Origin of the sequence: Pseudomonas sp. SWRI99, assembly GCF_014270125.1 — a bacterium.
Taxonomy (GTDB): domain Bacteria; phylum Pseudomonadota; class Gammaproteobacteria; order Pseudomonadales; family Pseudomonadaceae; genus Aquipseudomonas; species Aquipseudomonas hamedanensis.
Genome location: NZ_JABWQR010000034.1, coordinates 29,960 through 55,193, shown reverse-complemented (window position 1 = coordinate 55,193; position 25,234 = coordinate 29,960). Strand labels below are relative to the sequence as shown.

The 25,234-nt window shown below is 61.0% G+C and carries 25 protein-coding genes and 1 pseudogene; 14 read left to right on the top strand and 12 right to left on the bottom strand.

Annotation, left to right across the window (positions count from 1 at the left end; genetic code table 11):
- Positions 1-97: 97 nt before the first annotated feature.
- Positions 98-1,096 carry an AraC family transcriptional regulator gene (locus HU743_RS23440; RefSeq protein WP_186651485.1) on the bottom strand — a complete coding sequence of 333 codons (999 nt, stop codon included), beginning with the start codon at positions 1,094-1,096 and terminating at the stop codon, positions 98-100.
- A 351-nt stretch (positions 1,097-1,447) separates the two neighbouring features.
- On the opposite strand from HU743_RS23440, the gene HU743_RS23435 reads away from it, so the two are divergent.
- Complete coding sequence (locus tag HU743_RS23435; protein ID WP_186551719.1) at positions 1,448-2,782, top strand: dicarboxylate/amino acid:cation symporter; 1,335 nt, start codon at positions 1,448-1,450, stop codon at positions 2,780-2,782.
- 253 nt (positions 2,783-3,035) lie between these two features.
- Complete coding sequence (locus HU743_RS23430; protein ID WP_186651483.1) at positions 3,036-4,217, top strand: CaiB/BaiF CoA-transferase family protein; 1,182 nt, start codon at positions 3,036-3,038, stop codon at positions 4,215-4,217.
- 116 nt (positions 4,218-4,333) lie between these two features.
- On the opposite strand, the gene HU743_RS23425 is transcribed toward HU743_RS23430, so the two are convergent.
- A complete protein-coding gene (locus tag HU743_RS23425; protein WP_186551721.1) occupies positions 4,334-4,828 on the bottom strand; it encodes a SprT family zinc-dependent metalloprotease in 495 nt (164 codons plus the stop codon).
- Between the two features lie 148 nt (positions 4,829-4,976).
- Positions 4,977-5,579, bottom strand: a complete 603-nt coding sequence (locus HU743_RS23420) for a Yip1 family protein (protein ID WP_186551722.1) — start codon at positions 5,577-5,579, stop codon at positions 4,977-4,979.
- Positions 5,580-6,000: 421 nt separating this feature from the next.
- Between HU743_RS23420 and ttcA the strand changes: the two genes are divergently transcribed.
- On the top strand, positions 6,001-6,825 hold the full coding sequence (gene ttcA, locus HU743_RS23415) for a tRNA 2-thiocytidine(32) synthetase TtcA (protein ID WP_186622214.1): 825 nt from the start codon (positions 6,001-6,003) through the stop codon (positions 6,823-6,825).
- Between the two features lie 9 nt (positions 6,826-6,834).
- Here ttcA and HU743_RS27465 read toward each other — a convergent pair.
- Positions 6,835-6,933, bottom strand: a pseudogene (locus HU743_RS27465) (metal ABC transporter ATP-binding protein); the annotation flags it as partial.
- Positions 6,934-6,961: 28 nt separating this feature from the next.
- On the opposite strand from HU743_RS27465, the gene HU743_RS23410 reads away from it, so the two are divergent.
- Positions 6,962-7,636: a DNA-3-methyladenine glycosylase I gene (locus tag HU743_RS23410; protein ID WP_186551724.1), complete on the top strand. Its 675-nt coding sequence runs from the start codon at positions 6,962-6,964 to the stop codon at positions 7,634-7,636.
- 90 nt (positions 7,637-7,726) lie between these two features.
- On the opposite strand, the gene HU743_RS23405 is transcribed toward HU743_RS23410, so the two are convergent.
- The 3 genes from HU743_RS23405 to arsC are packed head-to-tail and all read right to left on the bottom strand — an operon-like array spanning position 7,727 to position 9,100.
- Positions 7,727-8,152, bottom strand: a complete 426-nt coding sequence (locus HU743_RS23405) for a DUF2069 domain-containing protein (RefSeq protein ID WP_186622212.1) — start codon at positions 8,150-8,152, stop codon at positions 7,727-7,729.
- 1 nt (position 8,153) lies between these two features.
- Complete coding sequence (gene wrbA, locus HU743_RS23400) at positions 8,154-8,750, bottom strand: NAD(P)H:quinone oxidoreductase (protein ID WP_186651480.1); 597 nt, start codon at positions 8,748-8,750, stop codon at positions 8,154-8,156.
- Positions 8,747-9,100, bottom strand: coding sequence for an arsenate reductase (glutaredoxin) (arsC, locus tag HU743_RS23395; RefSeq protein ID WP_186651478.1), 354 nt, complete (start codon positions 9,098-9,100; stop codon positions 8,747-8,749). The genes wrbA and arsC overlap by 4 nt, the downstream gene beginning before the upstream one ends.
- Before the next feature lie 113 nt (positions 9,101-9,213).
- Here arsC and HU743_RS23390 point away from each other — a divergent pair, with 113 nt between their 5' ends.
- Positions 9,214-9,681: a TlpA disulfide reductase family protein gene (locus tag HU743_RS23390; protein WP_186651476.1), complete on the top strand. Its 468-nt coding sequence runs from the start codon at positions 9,214-9,216 to the stop codon at positions 9,679-9,681.
- A gap of 158 nt (positions 9,682-9,839) precedes the next feature.
- Here the strand turns inward: HU743_RS23390 and HU743_RS23385 are convergent, their stop codons facing one another.
- Together HU743_RS23385 and HU743_RS23380 are read right to left on the bottom strand one after the other, a co-directional pair.
- Complete coding sequence (locus tag HU743_RS23385) at positions 9,840-10,244, bottom strand: META domain-containing protein (protein WP_186622231.1); 405 nt, start codon at positions 10,242-10,244, stop codon at positions 9,840-9,842.
- Positions 10,244-10,678, bottom strand: a complete 435-nt coding sequence (locus tag HU743_RS23380; protein WP_186637038.1) for a hypothetical protein — start codon at positions 10,676-10,678, stop codon at positions 10,244-10,246. Before HU743_RS23380 ends, HU743_RS23385 begins: the two co-directional genes overlap by 1 nt.
- A 133-nt stretch (positions 10,679-10,811) precedes the next feature.
- Here HU743_RS23380 and HU743_RS23375 point away from each other — a divergent pair, with 133 nt between their 5' ends.
- Positions 10,812-11,270 (top strand): hypothetical protein, encoded by a 459-nt coding sequence (locus HU743_RS23375; RefSeq protein ID WP_186651474.1) that lies wholly within the window; start codon positions 10,812-10,814, stop codon positions 11,268-11,270.
- Between the two features lie 5 nt (positions 11,271-11,275).
- Here the strand turns inward: HU743_RS23375 and HU743_RS23370 are convergent, their stop codons facing one another.
- Positions 11,276-12,265 (bottom strand): 2-hydroxyacid dehydrogenase, encoded by a 990-nt coding sequence (locus HU743_RS23370; protein WP_186637045.1) that lies wholly within the window; start codon positions 12,263-12,265, stop codon positions 11,276-11,278.
- An 81-nt stretch (positions 12,266-12,346) separates the two neighbouring features.
- Positions 12,347-15,100 carry a response regulator gene (locus HU743_RS23365; RefSeq protein WP_186622204.1) on the bottom strand — a complete coding sequence of 918 codons (2,754 nt, stop codon included), beginning with the start codon at positions 15,098-15,100 and terminating at the stop codon, positions 12,347-12,349.
- A 206-nt stretch (positions 15,101-15,306) separates the two neighbouring features.
- Here HU743_RS23365 and HU743_RS23360 point away from each other — a divergent pair, with 206 nt between their 5' ends.
- The 8 genes from HU743_RS23360 (at position 15,307) to HU743_RS23325 (ending at position 24,915) form a co-directional block, all read left to right on the top strand.
- Positions 15,307-16,029, top strand: a complete 723-nt coding sequence (locus tag HU743_RS23360; RefSeq protein WP_186651472.1) for a response regulator transcription factor — start codon at positions 15,307-15,309, stop codon at positions 16,027-16,029.
- A complete protein-coding gene (locus HU743_RS23355; RefSeq protein WP_186651470.1) occupies positions 16,016-17,440 on the top strand; it encodes a sensor histidine kinase in 1,425 nt (474 codons plus the stop codon). Before HU743_RS23360 ends, HU743_RS23355 begins: the two co-directional genes overlap by 14 nt.
- 185 nt (positions 17,441-17,625) lie before the next feature.
- Positions 17,626-18,651 carry a PDDEXK nuclease domain-containing protein gene (locus HU743_RS23350; protein WP_186651468.1) on the top strand — a complete coding sequence of 342 codons (1,026 nt, stop codon included), beginning with the start codon at positions 17,626-17,628 and terminating at the stop codon, positions 18,649-18,651.
- Between the two features lie 107 nt (positions 18,652-18,758).
- Entirely contained in the window at positions 18,759-19,661 is a 903-nt protein-coding gene (cysM, locus tag HU743_RS23345) for a cysteine synthase CysM (protein WP_186622229.1), read from the top strand.
- On the top strand, positions 19,661-21,037 hold the full coding sequence (gene rlmD, locus HU743_RS23340; RefSeq protein ID WP_186551736.1) for a 23S rRNA (uracil(1939)-C(5))-methyltransferase RlmD: 1,377 nt from the start codon (positions 19,661-19,663) through the stop codon (positions 21,035-21,037). Before cysM ends, rlmD begins: the two co-directional genes overlap by 1 nt.
- Before the next feature lie 101 nt (positions 21,038-21,138).
- Positions 21,139-23,382, top strand: a complete 2,244-nt coding sequence (gene relA, locus HU743_RS23335) for a GTP diphosphokinase (RefSeq protein WP_039757831.1) — start codon at positions 21,139-21,141, stop codon at positions 23,380-23,382.
- A 130-nt stretch (positions 23,383-23,512) separates the two neighbouring features.
- Entirely contained in the window at positions 23,513-24,346 is an 834-nt protein-coding gene (gene mazG, locus HU743_RS23330; protein WP_186651495.1) for a nucleoside triphosphate pyrophosphohydrolase, read from the top strand.
- A 26-nt stretch (positions 24,347-24,372) separates the two neighbouring features.
- A complete protein-coding gene (locus HU743_RS23325; protein WP_186551738.1) occupies positions 24,373-24,915 on the top strand; it encodes a DUF2058 domain-containing protein in 543 nt (180 codons plus the stop codon).
- A gap of 129 nt (positions 24,916-25,044) precedes the next feature.
- Here HU743_RS23325 and HU743_RS23320 read toward each other — a convergent pair whose 3' ends face one another.
- Entirely contained in the window at positions 25,045-25,233 is a 189-nt protein-coding gene (locus tag HU743_RS23320) for a hypothetical protein (RefSeq protein WP_186551739.1), read from the bottom strand.
- Position 25,234: the final 1 nt, after the last annotated feature.

Below are 25,234 nucleotides of genomic sequence, written 5' to 3'. Positions count from 1 at the left end.
CGAGCAGGCTCACTCCTACATTTGGAATGCGTACCCTTGTAGGAGTGAGCCTGCTCGCGATAGCGCCGGGCGCTTCAACGCAAGATTCGAGGCTGCCTCATTGCTCCTGCGCCCGATAAGCCCCCGGCGTCAGCCCCGTCCACTTCTTGAACGCCCGATGAAACGCCGACGGTTCGGAAAATCCGAGCTGCTCGGCAATCTGCTGCAACGACAGCTCCGCCCGGCCTAAATGGTAAATGGCGATATCCCGCCGCAGCTGATCCTTCAGTTCCTGAAAACTGGTGCCTTCTTCACGCAAGTGCCGGCGCAAGGTCTGCGGGCTGATGTGCATGTGAGCCGCCACGGCTTCCAGATCCGGCCAGTGCGCGCTGTCGCGGCTGAGCAGGCGACGCAAGCGGCTGCTGAGGCTGTCGCCGTCGTCCGGGCGCGAGAGCAGGTCGGCGGGCGAGCGTTCGAGGAAGTGTTTGAGCGTGCGTTCGTCCTGCAACAGCGGCATCGGCAGGTAGCGGCTGTGAAACAGCAGGCTGCTTCGTTCGGTGCCGAAAACCATAGGGCAGGGAAACAGCAGGTCGTATTCAGCGCCGTGGTCGGGGCGCGGGTAGCTGAAGGTTGCCTGTTCGAGGCGAATCCGCTGGCCGATCAGCCAACTGCCGAGGCGATGCCAGATCACCAGCAGGCTCTCGGTGAGGAAGTGATCCGGGTCCCATAGCGGCGAATCGTCGAGGCTCAATCGCACCCATTCGTCTTCGCGATTCAAGGTCAGGCGCGGGGCATCGGGGAATAAGCTATAAAAAAGTAAACCGCGTTGCAGGGCCTTTTCCAGATTGCGGCAATGAATCGAGGCGTGGCACATCATGGCGAAAGTGCCGGGCTTGCTTGGCGCGTTGCCGAAGCCCAGGTACTCGTCGTCCAGCGCCAGCCACAGCCCTTGAATCAACCGGGTGAATTGCTCTGGAGCAATGCGCGCGCGCGGTTCGTCGAGCAGCTCCGGGCTGATGCCCAGTTGCAGCAGCAGGCCCGAATAATCGAACCCCAGACGGCGTGCGCCACCGAGGGCGGCACGGGCGAAATGACTGGCAATGGTGCGTTCACGCATAAGCGGCAGATCCTTCCTCAGGCGCCCGGATGGTAGCCGGGTGGCGCTGCTCGCAACAAGGCGGATTTCCGCCAAATTGCAGGACGCGAAACGGCAAGTTGGCGGAAATCCGCCACACACGGGTCACCGTCCGGTGACATGGAAAATCCCGCAGACCCTGATATCAAAAGGCTTGCTGGCAATCGCACCAATCTGGCACGGCGTTTGCGATAGAAGCGACAGAAGCGTGCATTTCTCCTTCGCGGAAAACGCCGCTCCAACAACAAATCCCTCCAGTGCAGGAGGGTTCGCAATTAAGGTTCGGCGCTCGACAGATGGATGTCGCCCGCTGGACGCTTGAGGAAACCTGCAATGACGACTCGTCAGCCACTGTATAAATCCCTGTATTTCCAGGTGATCGTTGCCATCGCCATCGGCATCCTGCTTGGTCACTTTTATCCGCAGACCGGTGTGGCCCTCAAGCCACTGGGTGACGGTTTCATCAAACTGATCAAAATGGTCATCGCGCCGATCATCTTCTGTACCGTTGTCAGCGGCATCGCCGGCATGCAGAACATGAAATCCGTGGGCAAGACCGGCGGCTACGCGCTGCTGTACTTCGAAATCGTTTCGACCATCGCCCTGCTGATCGGCCTGATCGTGGTCAACGTCGTGCAACCGGGCGCCGGCATGCACATCGACGTCACCACCCTCGATGCCTCGAAAATCGCCACCTACGTGACGGCCAGTAAAGACCAGAGCATTGTCGGTTTCCTCCTCAACGTAATCCCGAACACCATCGTCGGCGCGTTTGCCACCGGTGACATTCTGCAAGTGCTGATGTTCTCGGTGATCTTCGGCTACGCCCTGCATCGCCTCGGCTCGTACGGTCGTCCGTTGCTGGACATGATCGATCGCTTCGCCCACGTGATGTTCAACATCATCAACATGATCATGAAGCTGGCGCCACTGGGTGCGTTCGGCGCCATGGCGTTCACCATCGGTGCCTACGGTGTCGGCTCGCTGGTGCAGTTGGGCCAGTTGATGATCTGCTTCTACATCACCTGCATACTGTTCGTCGTGCTGGTGCTGGGCGCGATCTGCCGTGCTCACGGTTTCAGCGTGTTTAAGCTGGTGCGTTACATCCGTGAAGAGCTGTTGATCGTCCTGGGTACGTCCTCGTCGGAATCGGCGCTGCCACGCATGCTGATCAAGATGGAGCGTCTGGGCGCGAAGAAATCGGTTGTCGGTCTGGTGATCCCGACCGGTTACTCGTTCAACCTCGACGGTACTTCGATCTACCTGACCATGGCTGCGGTGTTCATCGCCCAAGCGACTGACACCCACATGGACATCACCCACCAGATCACCCTGTTGCTGGTGCTGCTGTTGTCTTCCAAAGGCGCGGCGGGCGTGACCGGTTCGGGCTTCATCGTTCTGGCCGCTACCCTGTCGGCGGTCGGCCACCTGCCGGTTGCCGGTCTGGCGCTGATCCTCGGTATCGACCGCTTCATGTCCGAAGCCCGCGCGCTGACCAACCTGGTCGGTAACGCCGTAGCGACCATCGTCGTGGCCAAGTGGGTCAAGGAACTGGACACCGACGTGCTGCAAGCCGAGCTGGCTTCCGGTGGCCGTGGTATCTCCGAAGAGCGTGAAGAAGACGACCTGGGTGTGGCTGAAGGCCCAACCCCGAGCAATGTGAAATAAGCTGTATCTGGTAATACCTTGTGGTGAGGGAGCTTGCTCCCGCTGGCGCGCGCAGCGGCCCGCTTTCAAGAAGGGGCCTGCTCCGCAGTCCAGCAGGAGCAAGCTCCCTCGCCACATGAATAAAAAAACCCGCTTCGGCGGGTTTTTTCTTGCCTGTGAATTGAGCACAACGGTCACAGTCGCTGACATTTGCGGTGATTGCCGCATCGACGATGCCTGCCTAGGCTGAATGGATCGCCCAAGGAGTTCGCCCATGTCCGCACCGCTGGCCTCACTGAAAATTCTCGATTTCTCGACCCTGTTGCCGGGGCCGTTCGCCTCGTTGCTGCTGGCGGACATGGGCGCCGAGGTGCTGCGCATCGAATCACCGACGCGCATGGACCTGTTGCGCGTACTGCCACCCCACGATGGTGGGACATCGGCCAGCCATGCGTATCTGAACCGCAACAAGCGCAGTCTGGCGCTGGATCTCAAACAGCCCGAAGCGCTCGAGATCATCCAGCAATTGCTGGGCGAGTACGACATCGTTCTGGAGCAGTTCCGGCCCGGGGTGATGGAGCGACTGGGCCTGGGCTATGAAGCGTTGAAAGCGATCAATCCGCAGTTGATCTACGTGTCGATCAGCGGCTACGGCCAGAGCGGGCCGTATCGTGATCGCGCCGGGCATGACATCAATTATCTCGCGCTGGCGGGACTTGCCAGTTACACCGGCCGCGCCGACAGCGGGCCGGTGCCTTTGGGCATGCAAGTGGCGGATGTGGCGGGAGGCTCGCTGCACGGGGTGATCGGCTTGCTGGCGGCGGTGATCGCCCGTCAGCAGAGCGGGCAGGGCACGCACCTGGATGTGAGCATGGCCGACTGCGCATTCAGCCTCAATGCCATGGCCGGCGCGGGTTACCTGGCCTGCGGCGCGGAACCGGGCCGCGAAGACCAGATGCTTAATGGCGGCAGCTTTTATGATTATTACCGTACGCGAGATGGGCGCTGGATGTCGGTGGGCAGTCTCGAGCCGGCGTTCATGCAGCAATTGTGCGCAGCGCTTGGCCGGCCGGAGCTGGCGGCGCGGGGATTGTCGCAAAGGGCTGAGCAGCAACAGGCGCTGAAGCATGCATTGCAGGCCGAGTTTGAGCGGCATGACTTTGCTGAACTGTGTGAGTTGTTTGCCGGGGTTGATGCCTGTGTCGAACCGGTGCTGAGTCTGGGCGAGGCGGTACGCCATCCGCAGTTGCAGGCGCGGGGGCTGGTGACGCAAGTGCCGCGCGGGGATGGTACGACACAGGCGCAGATGGCTTGTCCGTTGAAGTTTTCTCAAGCGCTGCCGGCGCCGCGGCATGTCGGCGCGGGGTTGGGGCAGCATACGGATGAGGTGTTGAGGGAGTTGGGGGTGAGTGCTGAGCGGATTGCTGAGCTGCGTTCCACCAAAGTGATTCTTTAGTGCCTGTCGTGGCCTCATCGCTGGCAAGCCAGCTCCCACAGGTTTTGTGAACACCTGGGAACCTGTGGGAGTTGGCTTGCCAGCGATGAGGCCAGTCAAGGCAACATAGAAACCAGCTATTCCACCCGCATCTCGCCACTGAACACCAACGTCGTGCGGCACCGCCGGCAGAAATACCGCCGCCCTTGTCTGACCAAGCTATGGCGCTGTGCCGAAAACGCAAAGTCGCTGTCCGGGCATGGGCATTTATAAATGTAGCGGGTGACTCTGCGCCGCTGGATTTCATAGGTGTGGCAGCGGTCCGGCGGCAGTTCGTAAACCCCACGCATGATCAGTTGCCATTCCTCGCCGTGGGGCTGGATGCGGTCGCCAAACAATTGATGGGCGATCAGGTGCGCGACTTCGTGGGCCACTGTCTGCTTGAGGAAGTGTTCGGTATTTTCGCGGTACAGCTGCGGATTGAAGCGCAGCAGGTTCTCGTGCAGATGCGCGACACCGGCTTTCTGCCCGCGCAGCTTGAGGCTGACCACGGGGCGTTTGAAGGAACGTTTGAAAAAGGATTCAGCGAGTTGGTAACAGTCTTCGACGCGGGTATTGAGTTGCTCGGGCATGCTTGATGGATCTCCAGAGACGCCGAGTATGCCGCAACCCCGCCGACTTGCGAATCGCTGACCTGCCGAATGGTCATCGCCCCAAGAAGAAGGCCGCCTTGCGGCGGCCTGTGTGGGCAGATGTTGTTTTTTTCAGGCGTGAATCAAGCTAGTTGGTATACACCGGGCCAACGCCCAGGCCCCAGACGATCACGGTGAACGCCATGATCGCCACCAGGACCACCAGGCCCACCGCCAGCACCGAACTGGAGAACAGAAAGCCTTCGTCCGGCGGGATGTTCATGAATGTCGGCAATCCCACATACAGCAGATACACCGTGTAGCAGATGGCCGCCGTGCCGACGATCATGCCCAGCCACATGTGCGGATACAGCGCCGCCAGACCGCCGACGAACAGTGGCGTGGCGGTGTAGGTGGCAAAGGCCACGCAACGGGCCAGGCTCGGATTGGCGTCATAGGTGCGCGCCATCCAGTGCACAAAAGCGCCCATGACCGCGACCCCGCCGAGCATCGCCAGGTACGACATTATCGTCATCCACAGCGCGCTCTCCAGAGTGAGCATCACCGGCGCGCGGTTGCCGATCACCCAGCCGACCTGAGTGGTGCCGATAAACGCCGAGACGGCAGGAATCGCCGCGAGAATCAGCGTGTGGGTCAAGTACATGTGGCTGATGCTTTCTTCTTGGTCGCCACGGATCTCCTTCCATTCCTGATCGGGGTGGGTAAACAGTCCCACTACGTGATGGATCATGCCATTCACTCCTCTTGTTATTGCCATCGCCCCCCAGCGGAGCGCCTACGGGCCAAGGTGGCCGAGCAAATACAGGTCTTCAGATGTGTGCGACCTTATGTCGCAGTATAGAAAGGTCTTAATCGCACCGGTATCCGGGGCTTAGAGCAAATCGCGCTGTAAACAAAGCGCTTAATCGCGCCAAAATCTTGCTACTGGTGAACGAATGGCCTTGTGGCGAGGGAGCTTGCTCCCGCTCGGCTGCGCAGCAGTCGCAATCCCTCCTGGCTCGGTGTGTGCCATGAAAAAAAGCTTGAGGGGCCCTTCGCACCCCAGCGGGAGCAAGCTCCCTCGCCACAGGAGGCAGATCCACGGCCCTTCGCCCCGACCGGGTTTTTGCGTAAAATGCCGGCCCTTCGTCACACCTCACGGATTTCGCGTCATGGGCACTCTTACGGTCAATCAGAACAAACTGCAAAAGCGCCTGCGCCGCCTGGCGGGCGAAGCGGTCGCCGATTTCAACATGATCGAAGACGGCGACAAGGTCATGGTCTGCCTGTCCGGGGGCAAGGACAGCTACACCATGCTCGACGTGCTGCTGCACCTGCAGAAAGTGGCGCCGATCAAGTTCGAGATCGTCGCGGTGAACATGGACCAGAAACAGCCGGGCTTCCCCGAGCACGTGCTGCCGGCCTACCTGAAAGAGCTGGGCGTCGAATACCACATCGTCGAAAAAGACACCTACTCGGTGGTCAAGGAACTGATTCCGGAGGGCAAGACCACTTGCTCGCTGTGCTCGCGCCTGCGCCGCGGCACGCTGTACACCTTTGCCGATGAAATCGGCGCGACGAAAATGGCCCTCGGTCATCACCGCGACGACATCGTCGAGACGTTTTTCCTCAACATGTTTTTCAACGGCACGCTCAAGGCGATGCCGCCGAAACTGCGCGCCGACGACGGCCGCAACGTGGTGATCCGTCCGCTGGCGTACTGCAACGAAAAGGACATCCAGGCCTACTCGGACCTCAAGCAATTCCCGATCATCCCGTGCAACCTCTGCGGCTCGCAGGAAAACCTGCAGCGCCAGGTAGTCAAGGAAATGCTGCAGGATTGGGATCGCAAAACTCCGGGCCGCACCGAATCGATTTTCCGCAGCCTGCAGAACGTGGTGCCGTCGCAACTGGCCGACCGCAATCTGTTCGATTTCACCAGCCTGAAGATCGACGAGACGGCGGCTTCGCGTTTCGTCAATGTCGTCAACCTGTAAGCCCGATTAAACATGTGGGAGCGGGCTTGCTCGCGAAGGCGGTGTGTCATTCAGCAAATATGTTGATTGACCCGACGCCTTCGCGAGCAGGCTCGCTCCCACAGAGATTTATCAGTTTCATTCAATAGGAGAGGGCATGCGCGATTACAAGTGGCTGCACGAATACTGTCTGAACCGTTTCGGTTCGGCGGCTGAACTGGAAGCCCATCTGCCCGTTCCCAAGACGCCTGCACAACTGCGCAAGATCAGCGACGACCGCTACCTCTCGACCATGGCGCTGCGGGTCTTTCGCGCCGGGCTCAAGCACAGTCTGGTCGACGCCAAGTGGCCGGCGTTCGAAGAAGTGTTCTTCAAATTCGATCCGGAAAAAGTCGTACTCATGAGCGCCGAACACCTTGAGCGCCTGATGCAGGATGCGCGGATCATTCGCCACTTGGGCAAGCTCAAGAGCGTGCCGCGCAATGCGCAGTTCATCCTCGATGTGGAAAAGGACAAAGGCAGTTTCGGCGCACTGATCGCCGACTGGCCGGTGACCGATATCGTCGGTCTGTGGACCTACCTGAAAAAGCACGGCCATCAATTGGGCGGGCTGTCGGCACCGCGGTTTTTGCGCATGGTCGGCAAGGACACCTTCGTGCCGAGCTACGACGTGGTCGCGGCACTCAATGCGCAGAAGATCGTCGACAAGGTGCCGACCAGTCAGCGTGACCTGGCAATTGTGCAGGAAGCGTTCAATCAGTGGCACGAACAGAGCGGTGGGCGGCCGATGAGCCAGATTTCGATGATGCTGGCTTACACCGTCAACCATTGAGACCGCGTCGTCCCCTTCGCGAGCAGGCTCGCTCCCACATTTTGGAATGCGTTTTTCTGTGGGAGCGAGCCTGCTCGCGAAGGCGTCAGATCAGGCGACGCTGACGTCACCTTCACCAGCCAATTTGCGATTCAACTGGTACCGCCAGCGCACATACAACAGCGCCGAGCAGAACACCGCCAGACTCGCCGCCATTTCCAGCAGGCCGAACAGCTGCCGGTGCGGGTCATACGCCGCCAGTGCGCCTTTGATGAAATACAGGTTCACCACAAAACACATCCACGAATGCCCGCGGGCGCTGCCCATGATCATCCCCGGGGCGAGGACCAGCCACGGGATCAGTTCGACCAGCAGAATCACCCACGGCCGGGCGCCATGCAGGTCAGCGAACAGCAGGTAATAAGCCGCCAGCAACCCGGCGAGGGCGAAAAAGCTCAACAGGCTGAGCACGCGCATGGCCTTCACCCGTGGTTCAAGCCACGCCACTGAGGGCAAAATCTTTGCCTTCTTCGCCATCTCAGCCCACCAGCTTCTGCGCGGTTTTCGCCAGACGCAGACCCAGTGCGCGGCACAGCGCCACTTCGTGCTGATCCAGCCCGTTCTTGCCATCGGAACCGGCGTGATGGCTGGCCCCGTATGGCGTACCGCCGCCTTCGGTTTCCAGCAAAGCCGATTCGCTGTAGGGCAGGCCGGTGATCAGCATGCCGTGGTGCAACAGCGGCAGCATCATCGACAGCAGGGTGGTTTCCTGACCGCCGTGCAGGCTGGCGGTGGAAGTAAACACGCCGGCCGGTTTGCCAACGAGGGCGCCGGTCAGCCACAGGTTGCTGGTGCCATCAAGGAAGTACTTGAGCGGCGCGGCCATGTTGCCGAAGCGCGTCGGACTGCCCATGGCAAGGCCAACGCAATTCTTCAGGTCATCGAGCGTGGCGTAGAGCGCACCTTCATCGGGAATGTCCGCCGCCACGGCTTCGCATTCAGTTGAAATGGCCGGCACGGTACGCAAACGCGCTTCCAGGCCAGCCTGCTCGACACCACGGGCAATCTGCCGGGCCATCTCGTTGGTCGCACCGCTGCGGCTGTAATACAGGACCAGAATGTACGGCGTGCTCATGGCAACAACTCCAATACGTTTTCCGGTGGGCGCCCGATGATGGCTTTGTCGCCGGCTTCGAGAATCGGCCGCTCCATCAGTTTCGGGTGCGCGGCGATGGCGTCGATCAATTGCTGCTCGCTGAGGCTGGCATCCGCCAGGTTCAGGGTTTTGTATTCCTCTTCGCCGCTGCGCAGCAACTGCCGCGCGCTGATCCCGAGCTTGCCGAGCAGGGCCTTGATCTGCTTGGCGTTCAGCGGTGTTTCGAGGTAGCGCACCACGGTCGGCGTCAGGCCGCGGGCTTCGAGCAGTTCCAGCGCGCCGCGGGATTTCGAGCAGCGCGGATTGTGATAAAGCGTCAGATCGGTCATGGCGGGTCGCTTCTGGCGTAAAGTGGCGGCTATTCTAACTGTGCGGCGCGCAATCCAGAACCGTCAGAGGCGATGGGTCGCAGGCGCTTTCTCATTTTCACAAGGAACACGGCATGACACGGCGATTGGCAGCGGCATTGACGATTCTCGGGGCGTTGATGCTGGGGGGCTGCGGCAATGATTACGGGATCGACCAGAACGGCCAGAAGGTCGCGTCCGAGCGTCTGGACAAACAATGGGTGGTGCTCAATTACTGGGCGGAGTGGTGTGGTCCGTGCCGCACGGAAATTCCTGAACTCAACCATTTGGCTGAGGAACTCAAGAGCAAGAGCGTGGGTGTGTTCGGGGTCAATTTCGACAACGTACAGGGTGAGGAATTGAAAAGCGCCAGCGAGAAACTGGGCATCAAGTTCACCGTGCTGGCGCAGGATCCGGCGGAGTTGTTTGACTTGCCGCGTAGTGAAGCGTTACCGGTGACGTACATCATCGACAACAAAGGCAAGGTGCGTGAACAGTTGCTGGGTGAACAGACGGCGGCGGGGGTGATGGCGAAGCTGGAGGCCTTACAAACCACCCAATAAACCTGATGGCTTTTTGTGGCGAGGGAGCTTGCTCCCGCTGGGCTGCGAAGCAGCCCCAGCCCTGGCTGCCTCGGTTCAACAGCCTGCCCGTAATGGCTGACTTGCGACTGCTGCGACTGCTGCGCAGCCGAGCGGGAGCAAGCTCCCTCGCCACAGGTTTAACCCTCTTCCAGCCACCAGCGCAGCGGCTTGCCTTCTGCCGGCCAGAAACGCATCTGTTCGATCGGCGAGATGTCCCAGCGCTCGACCTTTTCCAGCGCCTGCAGGAAGCGTTGCTCCTGCTCCATCAACGCCGGCGCGCAGAGTTTGCGGGTCTTGCCGATCTTGCCGAAGGTCAGTTTGTCGCCCTCCAGCGTATACGGCGCGAACCAGTGGTTGCAGCCGCCGTTGCCGTAGGCGCGACCATCGTCGCCAAGGGTCACGGTCAGATGGCTGTAGTCCATCAGCGGCCGTTCGCCGATCCATTCCAGAATGTAGCTGCGGTTCTGCTGCAGTTGTACAGGCTCGGCGGCGCAACCGGCGAGGCCAGCACCGACCAGAGCGGCCAGGGCCAAGCGTTTCATCATGCAGGCTCCTGGCATTTGGGGCACAGGTGCTTGTCATCGACGGCTTTCCAGCCCAGCTCGGCGATGCGCGCCGTGGCTGCCGGTTTTTCTGCGGATTTGCCCAGCTTGGCGTCCACCGCGAATTCGAAGCTCAGTTCCTTGGCGCAGCTGTCGCAATTGACCTGCCAGGTGTGAATCGCCAGTTCGCCGAAGAGCGGGCCGGTGGTCATCGCGGTCCATTGGCCCGGCGGGTTGATCAGGTGGCGGACGGTGTCGACGGTCAGGCGCATGGACAAATCCTTGCTGCCTTTGAGCGTGACCAGCAGGACATCACCGATGCGGATCGAGCCACCGTTGCCGGTGACCTGATAGCGGCCCGGAACCAGGGCGCGGCATTCGGTGAGGGTGTGTTGCGGGTTCATCAGGGTGTAGCGAAAATCGTGTTCGACCATGGGTCCTCCAAATATGCGCGACATGCTAGCACGGGCTCGATGACAGAATGCGGGGCACGTGCGACCTTCGATCCGGTTCAAATGAGCCGACAGTCATGGCAAACTGCCGGCCCCGAATCTGAAGGAACGGAACATGGCGCTGATCGAATGTTATGAATGCAAGCGGAGCATCAGTTCCGAAGCTCTGGTGTGTATTCATTGCGGGGCGCCGATGGCCGAACATGCCGCCATGCAGGCGCAGTCCGCTGCGGCATCCCCCCAGGCGTCGACGATTTCGTTCGGCAGCCTGCCACGCAACAATGCCGTGCCCGAGGCTTTTGTCCCGCCGCTGGCCGAACCTCTGCCCAAAGTAATGCCGGCAGCGGCCGGGCGCCGCCGCCGTCAGCAGGCCGCAGAGCAGGCGCGTCAGGCGCAGCAACCGGTCAACGCCGACGGCAGCCGTCCGGTGGAAGGCTGGTTGAAAATCATGGTGTTCCTGTTGCCGGCGTTTTTCGTCTGGTTCCTGTTGCGCAAGGGCCATTCGAGCAAGCAGCGCCTGCTCGGTTTCGGTTGGCTGGGCTTGCTGATCCTGGCGTCCTCGCTGAGCAAATAAGGCGCTCAGCCCTCGACCTGGTTCTGCGGCTCACCCGCCGCCCAGGCTGCGATGTTGTGCAGCGTGGTCGCCGCAATCGCGCCCAGCGCTTCGCGGGTCAGGAATGCCTGGTGCGCGGTGATGATCACGTTAGGAAAGGTCAGCAAGCGCGCCAGTACATCGTCCTGCAACGGCAGATCGGAACGGTCCTCGAAAAACAGCTGCGCCTCCTCTTCATACACATCCAGTCCCAGATAACCGAGCTGGCCGTCCTTCAAGGCGTCGATCAGCGCCGGTGTGTCCACCAGACCGCCGCGTCCGGTGTTGATCAACATGGCGCCCGGCTGCATGTGCGCCAGCGAGTCGCGGTTGATCAGGTGTCTGCTTTGCTCGTTGAGCGGACAGTGCAGGCTGATGATCCGCGATTGCGCAAGCAACTCCGGCAGGCTCAGGTACCGCGCACCCAAGGCAAGGACATCAGGGTTGGGATACGGATCGTGGGCCAGCAGTTCGCAGCCGAAACCGTGCATGATCTTCGCGAAAGTCGCACCGATCTGTCCGGTGCCGACGATGCCGACGGTTTTGCCGACCAGATCGAATCCGGTCAGACCGTGCAGGCTGAAATCTCCTTCGCGGGTGCGGTTGTAGGCGCGATGCAGACGCCGGTTGAGGGCAAGAATCAGCGCCACGGCATGTTCGGCCACGGCATGGGGCGAGTAGGCCGGAACGCGCACCACCGACAATCCCAGACGTTTCGCGGCCAGCAGGTCGACATGGTTGTACCCGGCCGAGCGCAACGCGATCAGCCGCGTGCCTCCGGCTGCCAGACGTTCCAGCACCGCAGCGCTGAGGTCGTCATTGATAAAGGCGCAGACCACCTCGTGCTGCTCGGCCAGTGCGGCGGTGTCGAGGCTGAGCCGCGCGGCCTGGAAATGCAGGTCGATGGCGGCCGGGCAGTCGGCGGCGAGAAAGCTGTCGCGGTCGTAGGTCTGGCTGCTGAAAACGAGGGTGCGCATGGAATCCTCCTGGAACATCGGCGCGGACGGAAAGGTCCGCGCCCACTGTAGTGCAATCGGCGCAGCCGGCATTGTCGTGGATCAGGCGCCGATTCTGGCCTGCGCCGCGAGGCGGTTGATCGAACGCTCCAGCTCGTCGAGGGCGGCGGCGGATTTCGGATCGTCCTGCTTGAGCAGTGTTTCGCTGCGCTGGCAGGCGGCGCGCAATTGCGGCACACCGCAGTAGCGGGTGGCGCCATGCAGGCGATGCACGCGTTCGAGCAGGGCGTTGTGGTCGTGACTGTCACGCGCCGCCCGGATGGCTTCGCGGTCGGCTTCCAGTGACGCCAGCAGCATCGCCAGCATGTCCGCTGCCAGATCCGCCTTGCCGGCCGCCAGACGCAGGCCTTCTTCGTGATCGAGGACGGGCAGCTCATGGTTGCCCACCGCACTGTCGCCGGGCCGCTCCGGGGCTTGATTACGCAAGGCCAGCCCGGTCCACTTCAGCACCACCTGCGCCAGTTGCCGCTCGCTGATGGGCTTGGTCAGGTAATCGTCCATGCCGCTTTGCAGCAGCGCGCGTTTTTCGTTGGCCATGGCGTGGGCGGTAAGGGCGACAATCGGCAGTGGCGTGCAATGTCGTTCACTTTCCCACTGGCGAATGGTTTCGGTGCTTTGCCGGCCGTCCATGCCCGGCATCTGCACGTCCATCAGCACCAGATCGAAGGACTCAGTCTGCACCGCCTTGACCGCCGCGTAGCCGCTTTCCACGGCGAGTACCCGCGCGCCCATGTCTTCAAGCAGGGTTTGCACCAGCAGGAGGTTGGCCGGATTGTCGTCGACACACAGCACCCGCGGCGCCCGGCTCGACAACGGCTCGCTCGGTTCATTGCGCGGCTGGCGCGGATTGACCAGATCGGACAGGGCACGCCGCAGCTTGCGGGTGCAGGCCGGTTTGGCCTGCAACTGGCTGTGCGGGTTGGGCACCGACAGGTGAAACAGCGTCTGCTCGGTGGTCGGGCACAGCACCAGCACTTTGCAGCCGAGGTGTTCGAGGTCCCAGATATGCTGATTCAAGCGCTCCGGCAGCATGTCGTTGCTGGTGATGCCAATGACCGCCAGGTCAATCGCCTGATCGGTCTGGTGCGCACCGGTGACCCCGTTGCTCAGACTCTCCAGGGTATTGAACGGCGTGACGTCGAGGCCGCAGTCTTCCAGTTGATGCTGCAACGCCTGACGCGCCAGTTCGTGATTCTCCAGCACCGCGACGCGCCGTCCCAGCAGCGGCGCGGCAGGCAAGTCTTCGGCATCGTCGCGGGTCTTGGGCAGGCTCAGGCTGATCCAGAACTCCGAGCCTTCGCCCGGGGTGCTGTCGACGCCGATCTCGCCGCCCATTTGCTCGATCAGGCGCTTGGAAATCACCAGCCCCAGACCGGTGCCGCCGGGTTGGCGCGACAGCGAATTGTCGGCTTGGCTGAACGCTTGAAACAACGCGCGCACGTCCTGACTCGACAAGCCGATGCCAGTGTCCTGAATGCTGATGCGCAATTGCACGCTGTCTTCGCGTTCGTCTTCAAGCATCGCCCGGGCGACGATGGTGCCTTCGCGGGTGAACTTGATCGCGTTGCTCACAAGGTTGGTGAGGATCTGCTTGAGCCGCAGCGGATCGCCGACCAGCGACAGCGGCGTGTCGCGGTACACCAGACTGACCAGCTCCAATTGTTTGGCATGCGCGGCCGGGGCGAGGATGGTCAGGGTGTCCTGCAACAGATCGCGCAGATTGAACGGAATGTGGTCGAGCACCAGTTTGCCGGCCTCGATTTTCGAGAAGTCGAGAATCTCGTTGATGATGCCCAGCAGGCTGTCGGCGGATTTTTCGATGGTGCCCAGGTAATCGAGCTGACGCGGGGTCAGTTCGCTTTTCTGCAACAAGTGAGTGAAACCGAGGATACCGTTGAGCGGCGTGCGGATCTCGTGACTCATGTTGGCGAGGAATTCGGATTTGATCCGGCTGGCTTCCAGGGCTTCTTTGCGGGCCAGGTCCAGTTCGATGTTCTGGATCTCGATGGTCTCCAGATTCTGCCGCACGTCTTCGGTGGCCTGATCGACGCTGTGCTGCAATTCTTCGCGGGCGTTCTGCAGGGTACCGGCCATGCGATTGATCCCCGAGGCCAGCTCATCCAGTTCGTGGCTGCCCAGCGGTGGCAAACGGGTCTCCAGGTGACCATCCTTGAGTTGCGCGACGGCCTGTTTGATCTGGCTCAGCGGGTGGTTGATGGTTCGGCCCATGCGCAATGCCAGCAGGGCGGCACCGGCCAGCCCGGCAGCGATGAGCAGCAGACTGGCGAACAGGCTGCGATAACCGCGCAGCAACATGCCGTTGTGTGACAGTTCCAGCTCGACCCAGCCGAGCAGGCGGTCGGATTCGGCGGGAATGACTTCTCCGGCCAGGTTGCGGTGCTTGCCGAAGACCGGCATCAGGTAGCGGGTGGCATCGTTGCCGCTGCGCCGTTGCAGTTGCGCACTGTCGCCGTTCGGCGCCTGGTTGAGCATGGTCGGGCCAGCATGGGCCAGGGGCGAGCGGTCCGGAGCGAGGAAGGTCACTGCGCGCACGTCGGGTTGTTCAAGCGATTGAGTGGCGATGCGTTCGAGCAGATTGGCATCGCCGTGCCCCATCGCCGGTGCTACCAACGGCGCCAGTTGCTCGGCAATCATTTCGCCGCGCTGCATCAATTGGCTCTGCAGGTCGGTCTGCTGCGTCCAGGTGAAATAGCCACCCAGCACCAGCGCCATCAGGCTGGTCGGCAATAAGGTCAGCAACAGTACGCGACCTTTGATTCCCAGTTTCTTGAGCACGCCTATCTCCCGCATCCCGCTGATCTGTTGACACATGCGTGCATCCGGCACGCGACATGGTCGCAGTGTAGCGATTTGCAGGCGGGCAATCTTGCGGAAAATGCAGGGTCACGTTCGCGCTCGTTCGTCCGGCAGACGAACCTTGTGTTGCCCGCTGTCGGACAATCTTGAATAATCCGCCAACTGAGAATTACTTGCAGATACTCATGACTCCTGTTTCCGCCACCCAGCCACGTATCCTTTCCATTGAAGACGATCCGGTCCTCGGCGCTTATGTGCACGAGCATCTGGGCCGTAGCGGCTTTCAGGTGACCTGGTGCCAGAACGGCCAGGAAGGCCTGAACATCGCCCAGCGCCAGCCGTTCGACGTAGTGCTCATGGATATTCTGCTGCCGGGGCTCGATGGCCTGAACCTGCTGACGCAACTGCGCCAGAGTCATTCGACGCCGGTGTTGCTGATGTCGGCGCTGGGGGCCGAGGCCGATCGCATCAGTGGTTTTCGTCTCGGCGCCGACGACTACCTGCCCAAGCCGTTCAGCATGGCCGAGTTGCACGTGCGCATCGAGGCGATCCTGCGCCGGGTGGCGCTGGATCGGCGTCCGCCCGTCGCGGCCGCTGCGATGGCCAGCGGCACCTTGCGTTTCGATGAGGAACAATGCGAGGTGTTTTTCCGCGAACAGGCGGCCGGGCTGACCCGCAGCGAATTTCGATTGCTCGAAACCCTGCACCGCAACAACGAGGAAGTGCTGAGCAAAGCCTTCCTTTATCAACATGTCTTGCAGCGCGGCTACGCCGCCCATGACCGCAGCCTCGACATGCACATCAGCCAGATTCGTCGCAAACTCAAAGCCATCGGTTACACCGAGCGCGAAGTGCGCACGGTGTGGGGCAAGGGTTATGTCTTGAGCGCCGCCGATGAAACTGTCTGAGCTGCCGGGGCGGCATTCGCTGTTCTGGAAGCTGGCATGTCTGCTGGTGGCGTTCTGTCTGCTGATGATCTGGCTGAGCTGGTCGTGGGGCCGCTACATGGAGGAGCGCAATCAGTTTCTTTCCAATGAAGCGCGCAGCACCCTCGGCCGTTATGCCGCACAGGCCGAGCAGGCGTGGCAGCGCGGCGGGCGCAATGGCGTCGACGACTGGTTGCAGGGCATGCAACTGCGCGAGGCCAGTTGGGTCGGCGTCATTGGCGCTGATTTGCAGTCGCTGAGCAGCGAGCCGTTGAACGCGGCAGAAGTGCAGCACCTGACGTTTCTGCGCGGCCTCGATTGGCCGATTCACAAGAAAGGCCGGCCGTGGCTGCGCGTGCCGTTTCCCCTGGATCCTGCCGCCGGCATCCTCGTTATCGAATTGCCGGAGCGCTTTATCCCGGGCAAATACCGGGTGTTCTGGCGGGTCATTACCAACGGCGTGATTCCCGGGCTGTTCACCTTGATGCTCTGCGTCGGCCTGTATCGGCTGCTGGTGGTGCCGCTGAACAACCTGCGCGAACAGGCCAACGCCTGGCGCGCCGATCAGTTGAACGTGCGCCTGTCGAGCGGCATCACCCAGCGCCCGGATGAACTCGGCGAGCTGGCGCGAGCGTTCGATTCCATGTCCGAACGTCTGCAATCCACCGTCGCCCTGCAACAGCAATTATTGCGCGACCTGTCCCACGAACTGCGCACGCCGCTGAGTCGCTTGCGCGTGGCCAGCGAGAGCGAGCAAGAGCTGCTGCAATTGCGTCAACGCATCGGCCGTGAAGTCGACGGCATGCAGCGGCTGGTCGAGGACACCCTGCAACTGGCCTGGCTGGACACCGACCGCTCGCCGTTGCCGGACGAAGCGATACAGATTCAGGCACTGTGGGAAATGCTCACCGACAACGCCTGTTATGAAAGCGGCTGGCCGAGCTTGCAGTTGCAATGCACGGTTGAAGCATCGTGCTGGGTGCGCGGCAACCTCAATACACTGGCGCAAGCGCTGGAAAACATCCTGCGAAACGCCATTCGTCACTCACCCGAGGGTGGGATCGTGCGCCTCGATGGTCGGCGCGATGGCGAGTATTGGCATTTGTGGCTGGAGGACCAGGGCGGCGGCGTGGCTGAAGAGGATCTGGAGAGGATCTTTTCGCCGTTCATTCGACTCGACGGCTCGCGGCCGGGGGATGGTGGGTTTGGGTTGGGCTTGAGCATTGCGCGCAATGCGGTGCAGCGTCAGGGCGGGTTGCTCTGGGCGCAGAACAGCGGGGCGGGGTTGCGGCTGAATTTGCGGTTGCTGGCGGATGATGGTGTTGCGCCGAATGACGCTATCGCGAGCAGGCTCACTCCTACAATGGATTTGCGTTCACCGCAGATCAGTTGAACAACATAAATCCCCTTGTAGGAGTGAGCCTGCTCGCGATGTAGTCCATTCGCGCGCCCTATCCTGCTGACTTGACGGAGCGCTCGTCTTTTTCTGTATGACATTTCCCAAGCTGCACCAGCGGTCATTTTGAGCTTCCCGAACGGTTTAGGCTCGTGCTTCACCTAACCTTCAAGGAATTGCGCATGAATGCATCCAGCCTTACCGGCAGCTCAGATGGCGACCGTTTCAATGAAGTGCTCGCGCTGATCCACAGTTCCAGACACAAGGCCATGCAGGCGGTCAATACTCACCTGATCGAGCTTTACTGGCAGGTGGGCGCGCATATCAGTCGCAAGATTGAGCGGGCGGAGTGGGGGGATTCTGTCATCGTTCAACTGGCAGCGCATCTCGCTCAGACCCAGCCAGGTCTGCGTGGATTCACCCGACCCAATCTGTTCCGCATGCGCCAGTTTTATGAGACTTATCGAGACGAAGCAATTGTCTCACCACTGGTGAGACAATTGCCGTGGACTCATAACATGATCATTTTGAGTCAGAGCAAATGTCCTGAGGAGCGGGCTTTCTACCTGCGAATGGCCGTCCAGGAAAAGTGGTCAAAGCGGGAACTGGAGCGACAGCTGAAAGCCGCTCTGTTCGAGCGAACCATTGCCGATCCAGCGAAAACCTCCGCCGCGCTCAAACAAACGCACCCGGCAGCCCTTGAAATATTCCGCGACTCCTACATGGTCGAATTCCTCGACCTGCCTTCTGCTCATTCTGAAACCGATCTGCACCAAGGGCTCCTGGCAAGGCTGAAGGACTTCCTCATCGAGCTTGGTCGGGACTTCTGCTTTGTCGGCTCCGAATATCCGCTGCAAGTCGGCGGTCGGGATTTTGCGCTGGACCTTTTGTTCTTCCACCGAGGGCTCAATTGCCTGGTCGCTATTGAACTCAAGGTCGGGCGTTTCGAGCCAGAGTATCTGGGCAAGCTGGATTTCTATCTGGAGGCGCTGGACCGCAATGTCCGCAAGCCCCACGAAAATCCGGCCATCGGTGTGTTGCTCTGCGCCAGTAAAGAGGACGAGGTCGTGGAGTACGCCCTCAACCGCAGCCTCTCGCCAGCCTTGATCGCGCAATATCAAACATGCTTGCCGGATAAACAGTTGCTGCAAGCCAAGCTGCATGAGTTTTATGCCTTGGATACGGCCCATACGGAAAACACAGACTAGCTGTCCCTTATTCCCATAAACCATAAGCACCGCACTTTGCGTGATATGGCCTGCGCGGGTTTGCCGGTATGATAGGCGCCCCCGCACGTCTGGATTGCGAATACGCCATGACCCTGCAGTACCCAACCATCGCCGATTGCGTCGGCAACACGCCGCTGGTGCGTTTGCAGCGCCTGCCCGGCGCCACCAGCAACACCCTATTGCTCAAGCTCGAAGGGAACAACCCGGCGGGTTCGGTCAAGGACCGTCCGGCGCTGTCGATGATCACTCGCGCCGAGTTGCGCGGGCAAATCAATCCCGGCGACACGTTGATCGAAGCGACCTCCGGCAACACCGGTATCGCTTTGGCCATGGCCGCTGCGATCAAGGGTTACAAGATGATCCTGATCATGCCGGACAACTCCAGCGCCGAGCGCAAGGCGGCCATGACCGCCTACGGTGCCGAACTGATTCTGGTCAGCCAGGAAGAAGGCATGGAAGGCGCCCGCGACCTTGCCCAGCGCATGGAAGCCGAAGGCCGCGGCAAGGTGCTCGACCAGTTCGCCAATGGCGACAATCCTGAGGCGCACTACACCACCACCGGTCCGGAAATCTGGCGTCAGACCCAGGGCAGCATCACGCACTTCGTCAGCTCGATGGGTACCACCGGCACCATCATGGGCGTCTCGCGCTACCTCAAGGAGCAGAGCGACAGCGTGCAGATCGTCGGCCTGCAACCGATGGAAGGCTCGGCCATCCCGGGCATCCGCCGCTGGCCTCAGGAATATCTGCCGAAGATCTATCAGGCCGAGCGCGTCGATCGCATCGTCGACATGGCGCAAAGCGAAGCCGAAGACGTGACCCGTCGCCTGGCGCGTGAAGAGGGCATCTTCTGCGGTGTGTCCTCGGGCGGTGCGGTGGCGGCGATGCTGCGTTTGTCTCGGGAAGTTGAGAATGCGGTGATCGTCGCGATCATCTGCGACCGTGGCGACCGTTACCTGTCGACCGGCATTTTCGACGCACCCAACTGATGGCCAAACACGAGAGAGGCCTGCGCTTCCAGCCCACCGGCGGCAGCAAGGCCCCGCAAGTCCCGACCGGAAAAAAGCAGCGCTTGAGCATCGAGCGCCTGGCCAATGACGGTCGCGGTATCGCGTTTTTCGAAGGCCGGACCTGGTTCGTCCTCGGCGCCCTTGCGGGCGAAGACGTCGAAGCGCGGGTGCTAGGCGCCCACGGCAAAGTGGTCGAAGCGCGCACCGAACGCGTGTTCACCGCCAGTGCATTGCGTCGCCCGGCGCCGTGCCCGCACGCCGGCCGTTGCGGCGGTTGCAGCGTCCAGCATTTGCCCCACGACGAACAGCTCGCCCTGAAACAGCGCATGCTCGCCGAGCAATTGTCGCGGGTTGCCGGTGTCGAACCAGAAGAATGGGCAGCGCCGCTGACCGGCCCGGAATTCGGCTACCGTCGCCGTGCGCGTATTGCCGTGCGCTGGGACATGAAAGCGAAAAAGCTGGAAGTCGGCTTCCGCGCTGCCGGCAGTCAGGACATCGTCGCGATCAGCGAGTGCCCGGTGCTGGTACAGCCCTTGCAACCGATCATGACCCGGTTGCCGGAGATGTTGCGGCGCTTGAGCAAACCGCAGGCGCTGGGGCATGTCGAGTTGTTCAGCGGCTCGTCATTGGCACTATTGCTGCGGCACATGGCGCCGTTGTCCGAAGCGGACCTGACGATCCTCAAGGAGTTTTGCCAGTTTCATGAGGCGCAACTGTGGCTGCATGGCGAGGGTGAACCTCAACCGGTCGAGGCGGGTCAGACGCTCGGTTATCGCCTTGAGCAGTGGGATCTGGAGCTGGCTTACCGGCCGGGGGACTTCGTTCAGGTCAATGCCGCGGTCAACGAGGCAATGGTTGCGCAGGCGCTGGACTGGCTGAAACCGGCGCGCGAGGAACGGGTACTGGACCTGTTTTGCGGGCTGGGCAACTTTGCGCTGCCGCTGGCCCAAAGCGTGCGTGAAGTGGTGGCGGTGGAGGGCGTGCAGACCATGGTCGAGCGGGCCGCTGCCAACGCCGTCAGTAACAATTTGCATAACACAAAGTTTTTTCAAGCCGATTTATCCCAGCCTTTGAGCGCTGCCCAGTGGATCGCAAACGGCTTTTCTGCGGTACTCTTGGACCCACCGCGTGACGGTGCTTTCGAGGTGGTACGCCAGTTGGCGACCCTGGGTGCAAAACGGCTGGTGTATGTGTCGTGCAACCCGGCAACGCTGGCGCGCGACACGGTGGAATTGATCAAGCAGGGCTACCGGTTAAAACGTGCCGGGATTCTCGATATGTTTCCTCAGACGGCACATGTCGAGGCCATGGCGTTATTTGAAGCGGGCCAGGATGGCTCGTCTGAATCCGTCTGATCTTTCCGCGCAGCGCTCGCTTGAGCCCCGCGAGCGCAAACGGGCAGTACAGGTCAGCGATTTGACGCATTGAATCTGCGTCGTAGGGAAGGTAAAGCAGCATGGTACAGGTGAGAGCACACCAGCCGATCAACACTGACGGCAGTATCAACCTCGAGGCCTGGCTCGATCATGCGGTCAGTGTCGATCTGGCACTGGATCGCGAGGCCTTGAAAGAAGCCTGCGAGTTCGCTCGCGAGGCCGAACAACAGTCCAATGCCAAGAAGAATCTGTGGGCCGAAGGCTCCGGCAGTTTCAGTACTGGTCTGGAAATCGCCGAGATTCTTGCCGACCTCAAGCTCGATCAGGATTCGCTGGTCGCGGCGGTCCTGTATCGCGGCGTACGTGAGGGCCAGATCGAACTCGCCGCAGTCGGCCAGCGCTTCGGTCCTGTGGTGGCCAAGCTGATCGACGGCGTGCAGCGCATGGCGGCCATCAGCGCCAGCCTCAGCCCACGCCAATCGATGGTCATGGGCACGCAGGGGCAGGTGGAAAACCTGCGCAAGATGCTCGTCGCCATGGTTGACGATGTGCGCGTCGCGTTGATCAAACTGGCCGAGCGCACCTGCGCCATCCGTGCGGTGAAAACCGCCGATGATGAGAAGCGCAACCGCGTCGCCCGGGAAGTCTTCGACATCTATGCGCCCCTCGCGCACCGGCTCGGCATCGGTCATATCAAATGGGAACTGGAGGATTTGTCCTTTCGTTACCTGGAGCCCGATCAATACAAACAGATCGCCAAGTTGCTCCACGAGCGGCGGCTGGACCGCGAGCGTTTCATCAGCGACGTGATGACCCAGCTCAAGGACGAATTGCAGGCCACCGGCGTCGACGCCGACATCAGCGGCCGGGCCAAACACATTTATTCGATCTGGCGCAAAATGCAGCGCAAGGGTCTGGAGTTCAGCCAGATCTACGACGTGCGCGCCGTGCGCGTGCTGGTCCCGGAAATGCGCGATTGCTACACCGCACTTGGCATCGTCCATACCCTGTGGCGGCATATTCCGAAAGAATTCGACGACTACATCGCCAACCCGAAAGAGAACGGCTACCGCTCGCTGCACACTGCCGTGATCGGCCCGGAAGGCAAAGTGCTTGAGGTGCAGATCCGCACCCACTCGATGCACGAAGAAGCCGAACTCGGCGTCTGCGCGCACTGGCGCTACAAGGGCACCGACGTCAAATCCGGCTCGAACCACTACGAAGAGAAAATCTCCTGGCTGCGTCAGGTCCTCGAATGGCACGAAGAACTCGGTGATATCGGCGGTCTGGCTGAACAATTGCGGGTCGATATCGAGCCGGATCGCGTTTATATCTTCACCCCTGACGGTCACGCCATCGATTTGCCGAAAGGCGCGACGCCGCTGGATTTCGCCTATCGCGTACACACCGAGATCGGCCACAACTGCCGGGGCGCGAAGATCAACGGGCGTATCGTGCCGCTCAACTACAGCCTGCAGACCGGCGAGCAGGTCGAGATCATTACCAGCAAGCACGGCACGCCAAGCCGCGACTGGCTGAACCCGAACCTGGGCTACGTCACCACCTCGCGGGCGCGGGCGAAGATTGTTCACTGGTTCAAATTGCAGGCTCGCGATCAGAACGTTGCAGCGGGTAAAACCCTGATCGAGCGCGAACTCAATCGCCTTGGTCTACCGGCGGTGGATTTCGACAAGCTGGCCGAAAAAGCCAATATGAAAACCGCCGAAGACATGTTCGCTGCCCTCGGTGCCGGCGACCTGCGTCAGGCGCACCTGGTCAACCTCGCGCAACAACTGGTCGAGCCGGAGCGCGGCAACGAGCAGTTGGAGCTGATTCCGCGCAAGGCCACCGGTTACAAACCGGGCAAGCGTGGTGATATCCAGATTCAGGGCGTCGGCAACCTGATGACGCAGATGGCCGGCTGCTGCCAGCCGCTGCCGGGCGACGCGATTGTCGGCTACATCACCCAGGGTCGCGGTGTGAGCATTCATCGCCAGGACTGCGCCTCGGTGCTGCAACTGGGCGGGCGCGAGCCGGAACGGATCATTCAGGTCAGCTGGGGGCCGGTGCCGGTGCTCACCTATCCGGTGGACATCATCATCCGCGCCTACGACCGTTCCGGGCTGCTGCGTGACGTTTCGCAAGTGCTGCTCAACGAGCGCATCAACGTGCTGGCGGTCAACACCCGTTCGAACAAGGAAGACAACACGGCGCTGATGTCCCTGACCATCGAGATTCCAGGGCTGGATGCGCTGGGCCGCTTGTTGGGGCGGATTTCGCAATTGCCGAACATCATCGAAACGCGGCGTAACCGTACCCCTTGAATATGACTCTGATCCCATTTGGGAGCTGGCTTGCCAGCGATGCAGACAACTCGGTCTCTCAGGAGAGTCGAGGTGATGCAATCGCTGGCAAGCCAGCTCCCACAGGATTTTGTGGTGAGACGGATAAATGATGTATTCATTGGAAGACCTGCTCCACCTGATGTCCCGCCTGCGCGATCCGCAGTTCGGTTGTCCGTGGGACATCAAGCAAACCTACGCGACCATCGTCCCGCACACGTTGGAGGAAGCCTACGAAGTGGCCGATGCCATCGAGCGCGGCGATCTCGATCATTTGCAGGGCGAACTGGGCGATCTGTTGTTTCAGGTGGTGTATTACAGCCAACTGGCCAAAGAAGAAGGGCGGTTCGAATTCGCCGGGGTGATCGACGGCATCACCCGCAAGCTGATCCGCCGCCATCCGCACGTGTTCCCTACCGGCGATCTGTATGCGCCGCTCGACGTGCCACGCTTGAGCGAAGAGCAGGTCAAACAGCGCTGGGAAGAAATCAAAGCCGAAGAGCGCGCCGAGAAAGCCTCGGCGCCCGAACAGTTGTCCTTGCTCGACGATGTGCCGACGACGTTGCCGGCACTGTCGCGCTCGGCCAAGTTGCAAAAGCGTGCCGGGCAGGTCGGTTTCGACTGGCCGGACGCCTTGCCGGTACTCGACAAGGTGCGCGAAGAGCTCGATGAAGTGCTCGAAGCCATGTCGGAAAATGATCCGGTGGCCGTGGCGGACGAGATCGGCGACCTGCTGTTTTCCGTGGTCAATCTGGCCCGGCACCTGAAGGTCGACCCGGAAACCGCGCTGCGTGGCGCCAACGGCAAATTTGAAAGGCGTTTCCGTTTTATCGAACAGGCATTGCGCGACACCCACCGTCCCATGGAAGATTGCACCCTCGAAGAGTTGGACGCCCTGTGGGGCGAAGCCAAACGCCAGGAAAAGAATGAGCCCAGCTGCGGCTGAGCCGTTGCCCAAGTGAGTAAGCATTAATGAGCCTTTCCCTTCGCGACCAGTTGCTCAAGGCAGGACTGGTCAATCAAAAGCAGGCCAAGCAGGTCAGCAAAGACAAGCAGAAGCAGCAGCGTCTGGCCCACAAAGGCCAGATCGAACTGGATGATTCGCAGCAGCGCGCAGCCCAGGAAGCCATGGCCGAGAAGGTCAAGCGCGATCAGGAACTGAACCGTCAGCAGAAAGAGAAGGCTGAAGCCAAGGCCCGCGCCGCGCAGGTCAAGCAGTTGATCGAAGTCTCGCGTCTGCCCAAGCTGACCACCGAGGACTACTACAACTTCGTCGATGACAAGAAGGTCAAGCGCATCTCGGTCAACACGCTGATGCGCAACAAGCTCAGCAGCGGCTCGCTGGCGATCGTGCACCATAACGGTGGCTACGAAGTGATCCCCCGTGAAGCGGCGCTGAAGATCCAGGAGCGCGATCCGCAGCGCATCGTTCAGCTCAACGTGCAGACCGAAGAGGTCAACGCCGAGGACGATCCGTACGCGGCCTATCAGATCCCTGACGATCTGATGTGGTAAGCGATTGTGGCGAGGGAGCTTGCTCCCGCTGGGGCGCGAAGCGTCCCCGCTCTTTATCCTGAGAGCAGGGCCTGCTGCGCAGTCCAGCGGGAGCAAGCTCCCTCGCCACAATGTGCAATGTTCGCCTGATCAGGCGGACTTCAGATCTCTTTGCTGTTCCTGCACTTCCAGTTCGGCCTTGTAGTTGTGGGCATCGATCTCGTTGTGGAACATGCCGACCAGCAAGTCTTGTTGATGCACATCCCAGATACGGATACCGGCGGCCAGGCCTTCGTGGGACATGTGTGAATCGTCGCGTTCAGTTACTTTTACAGTCATC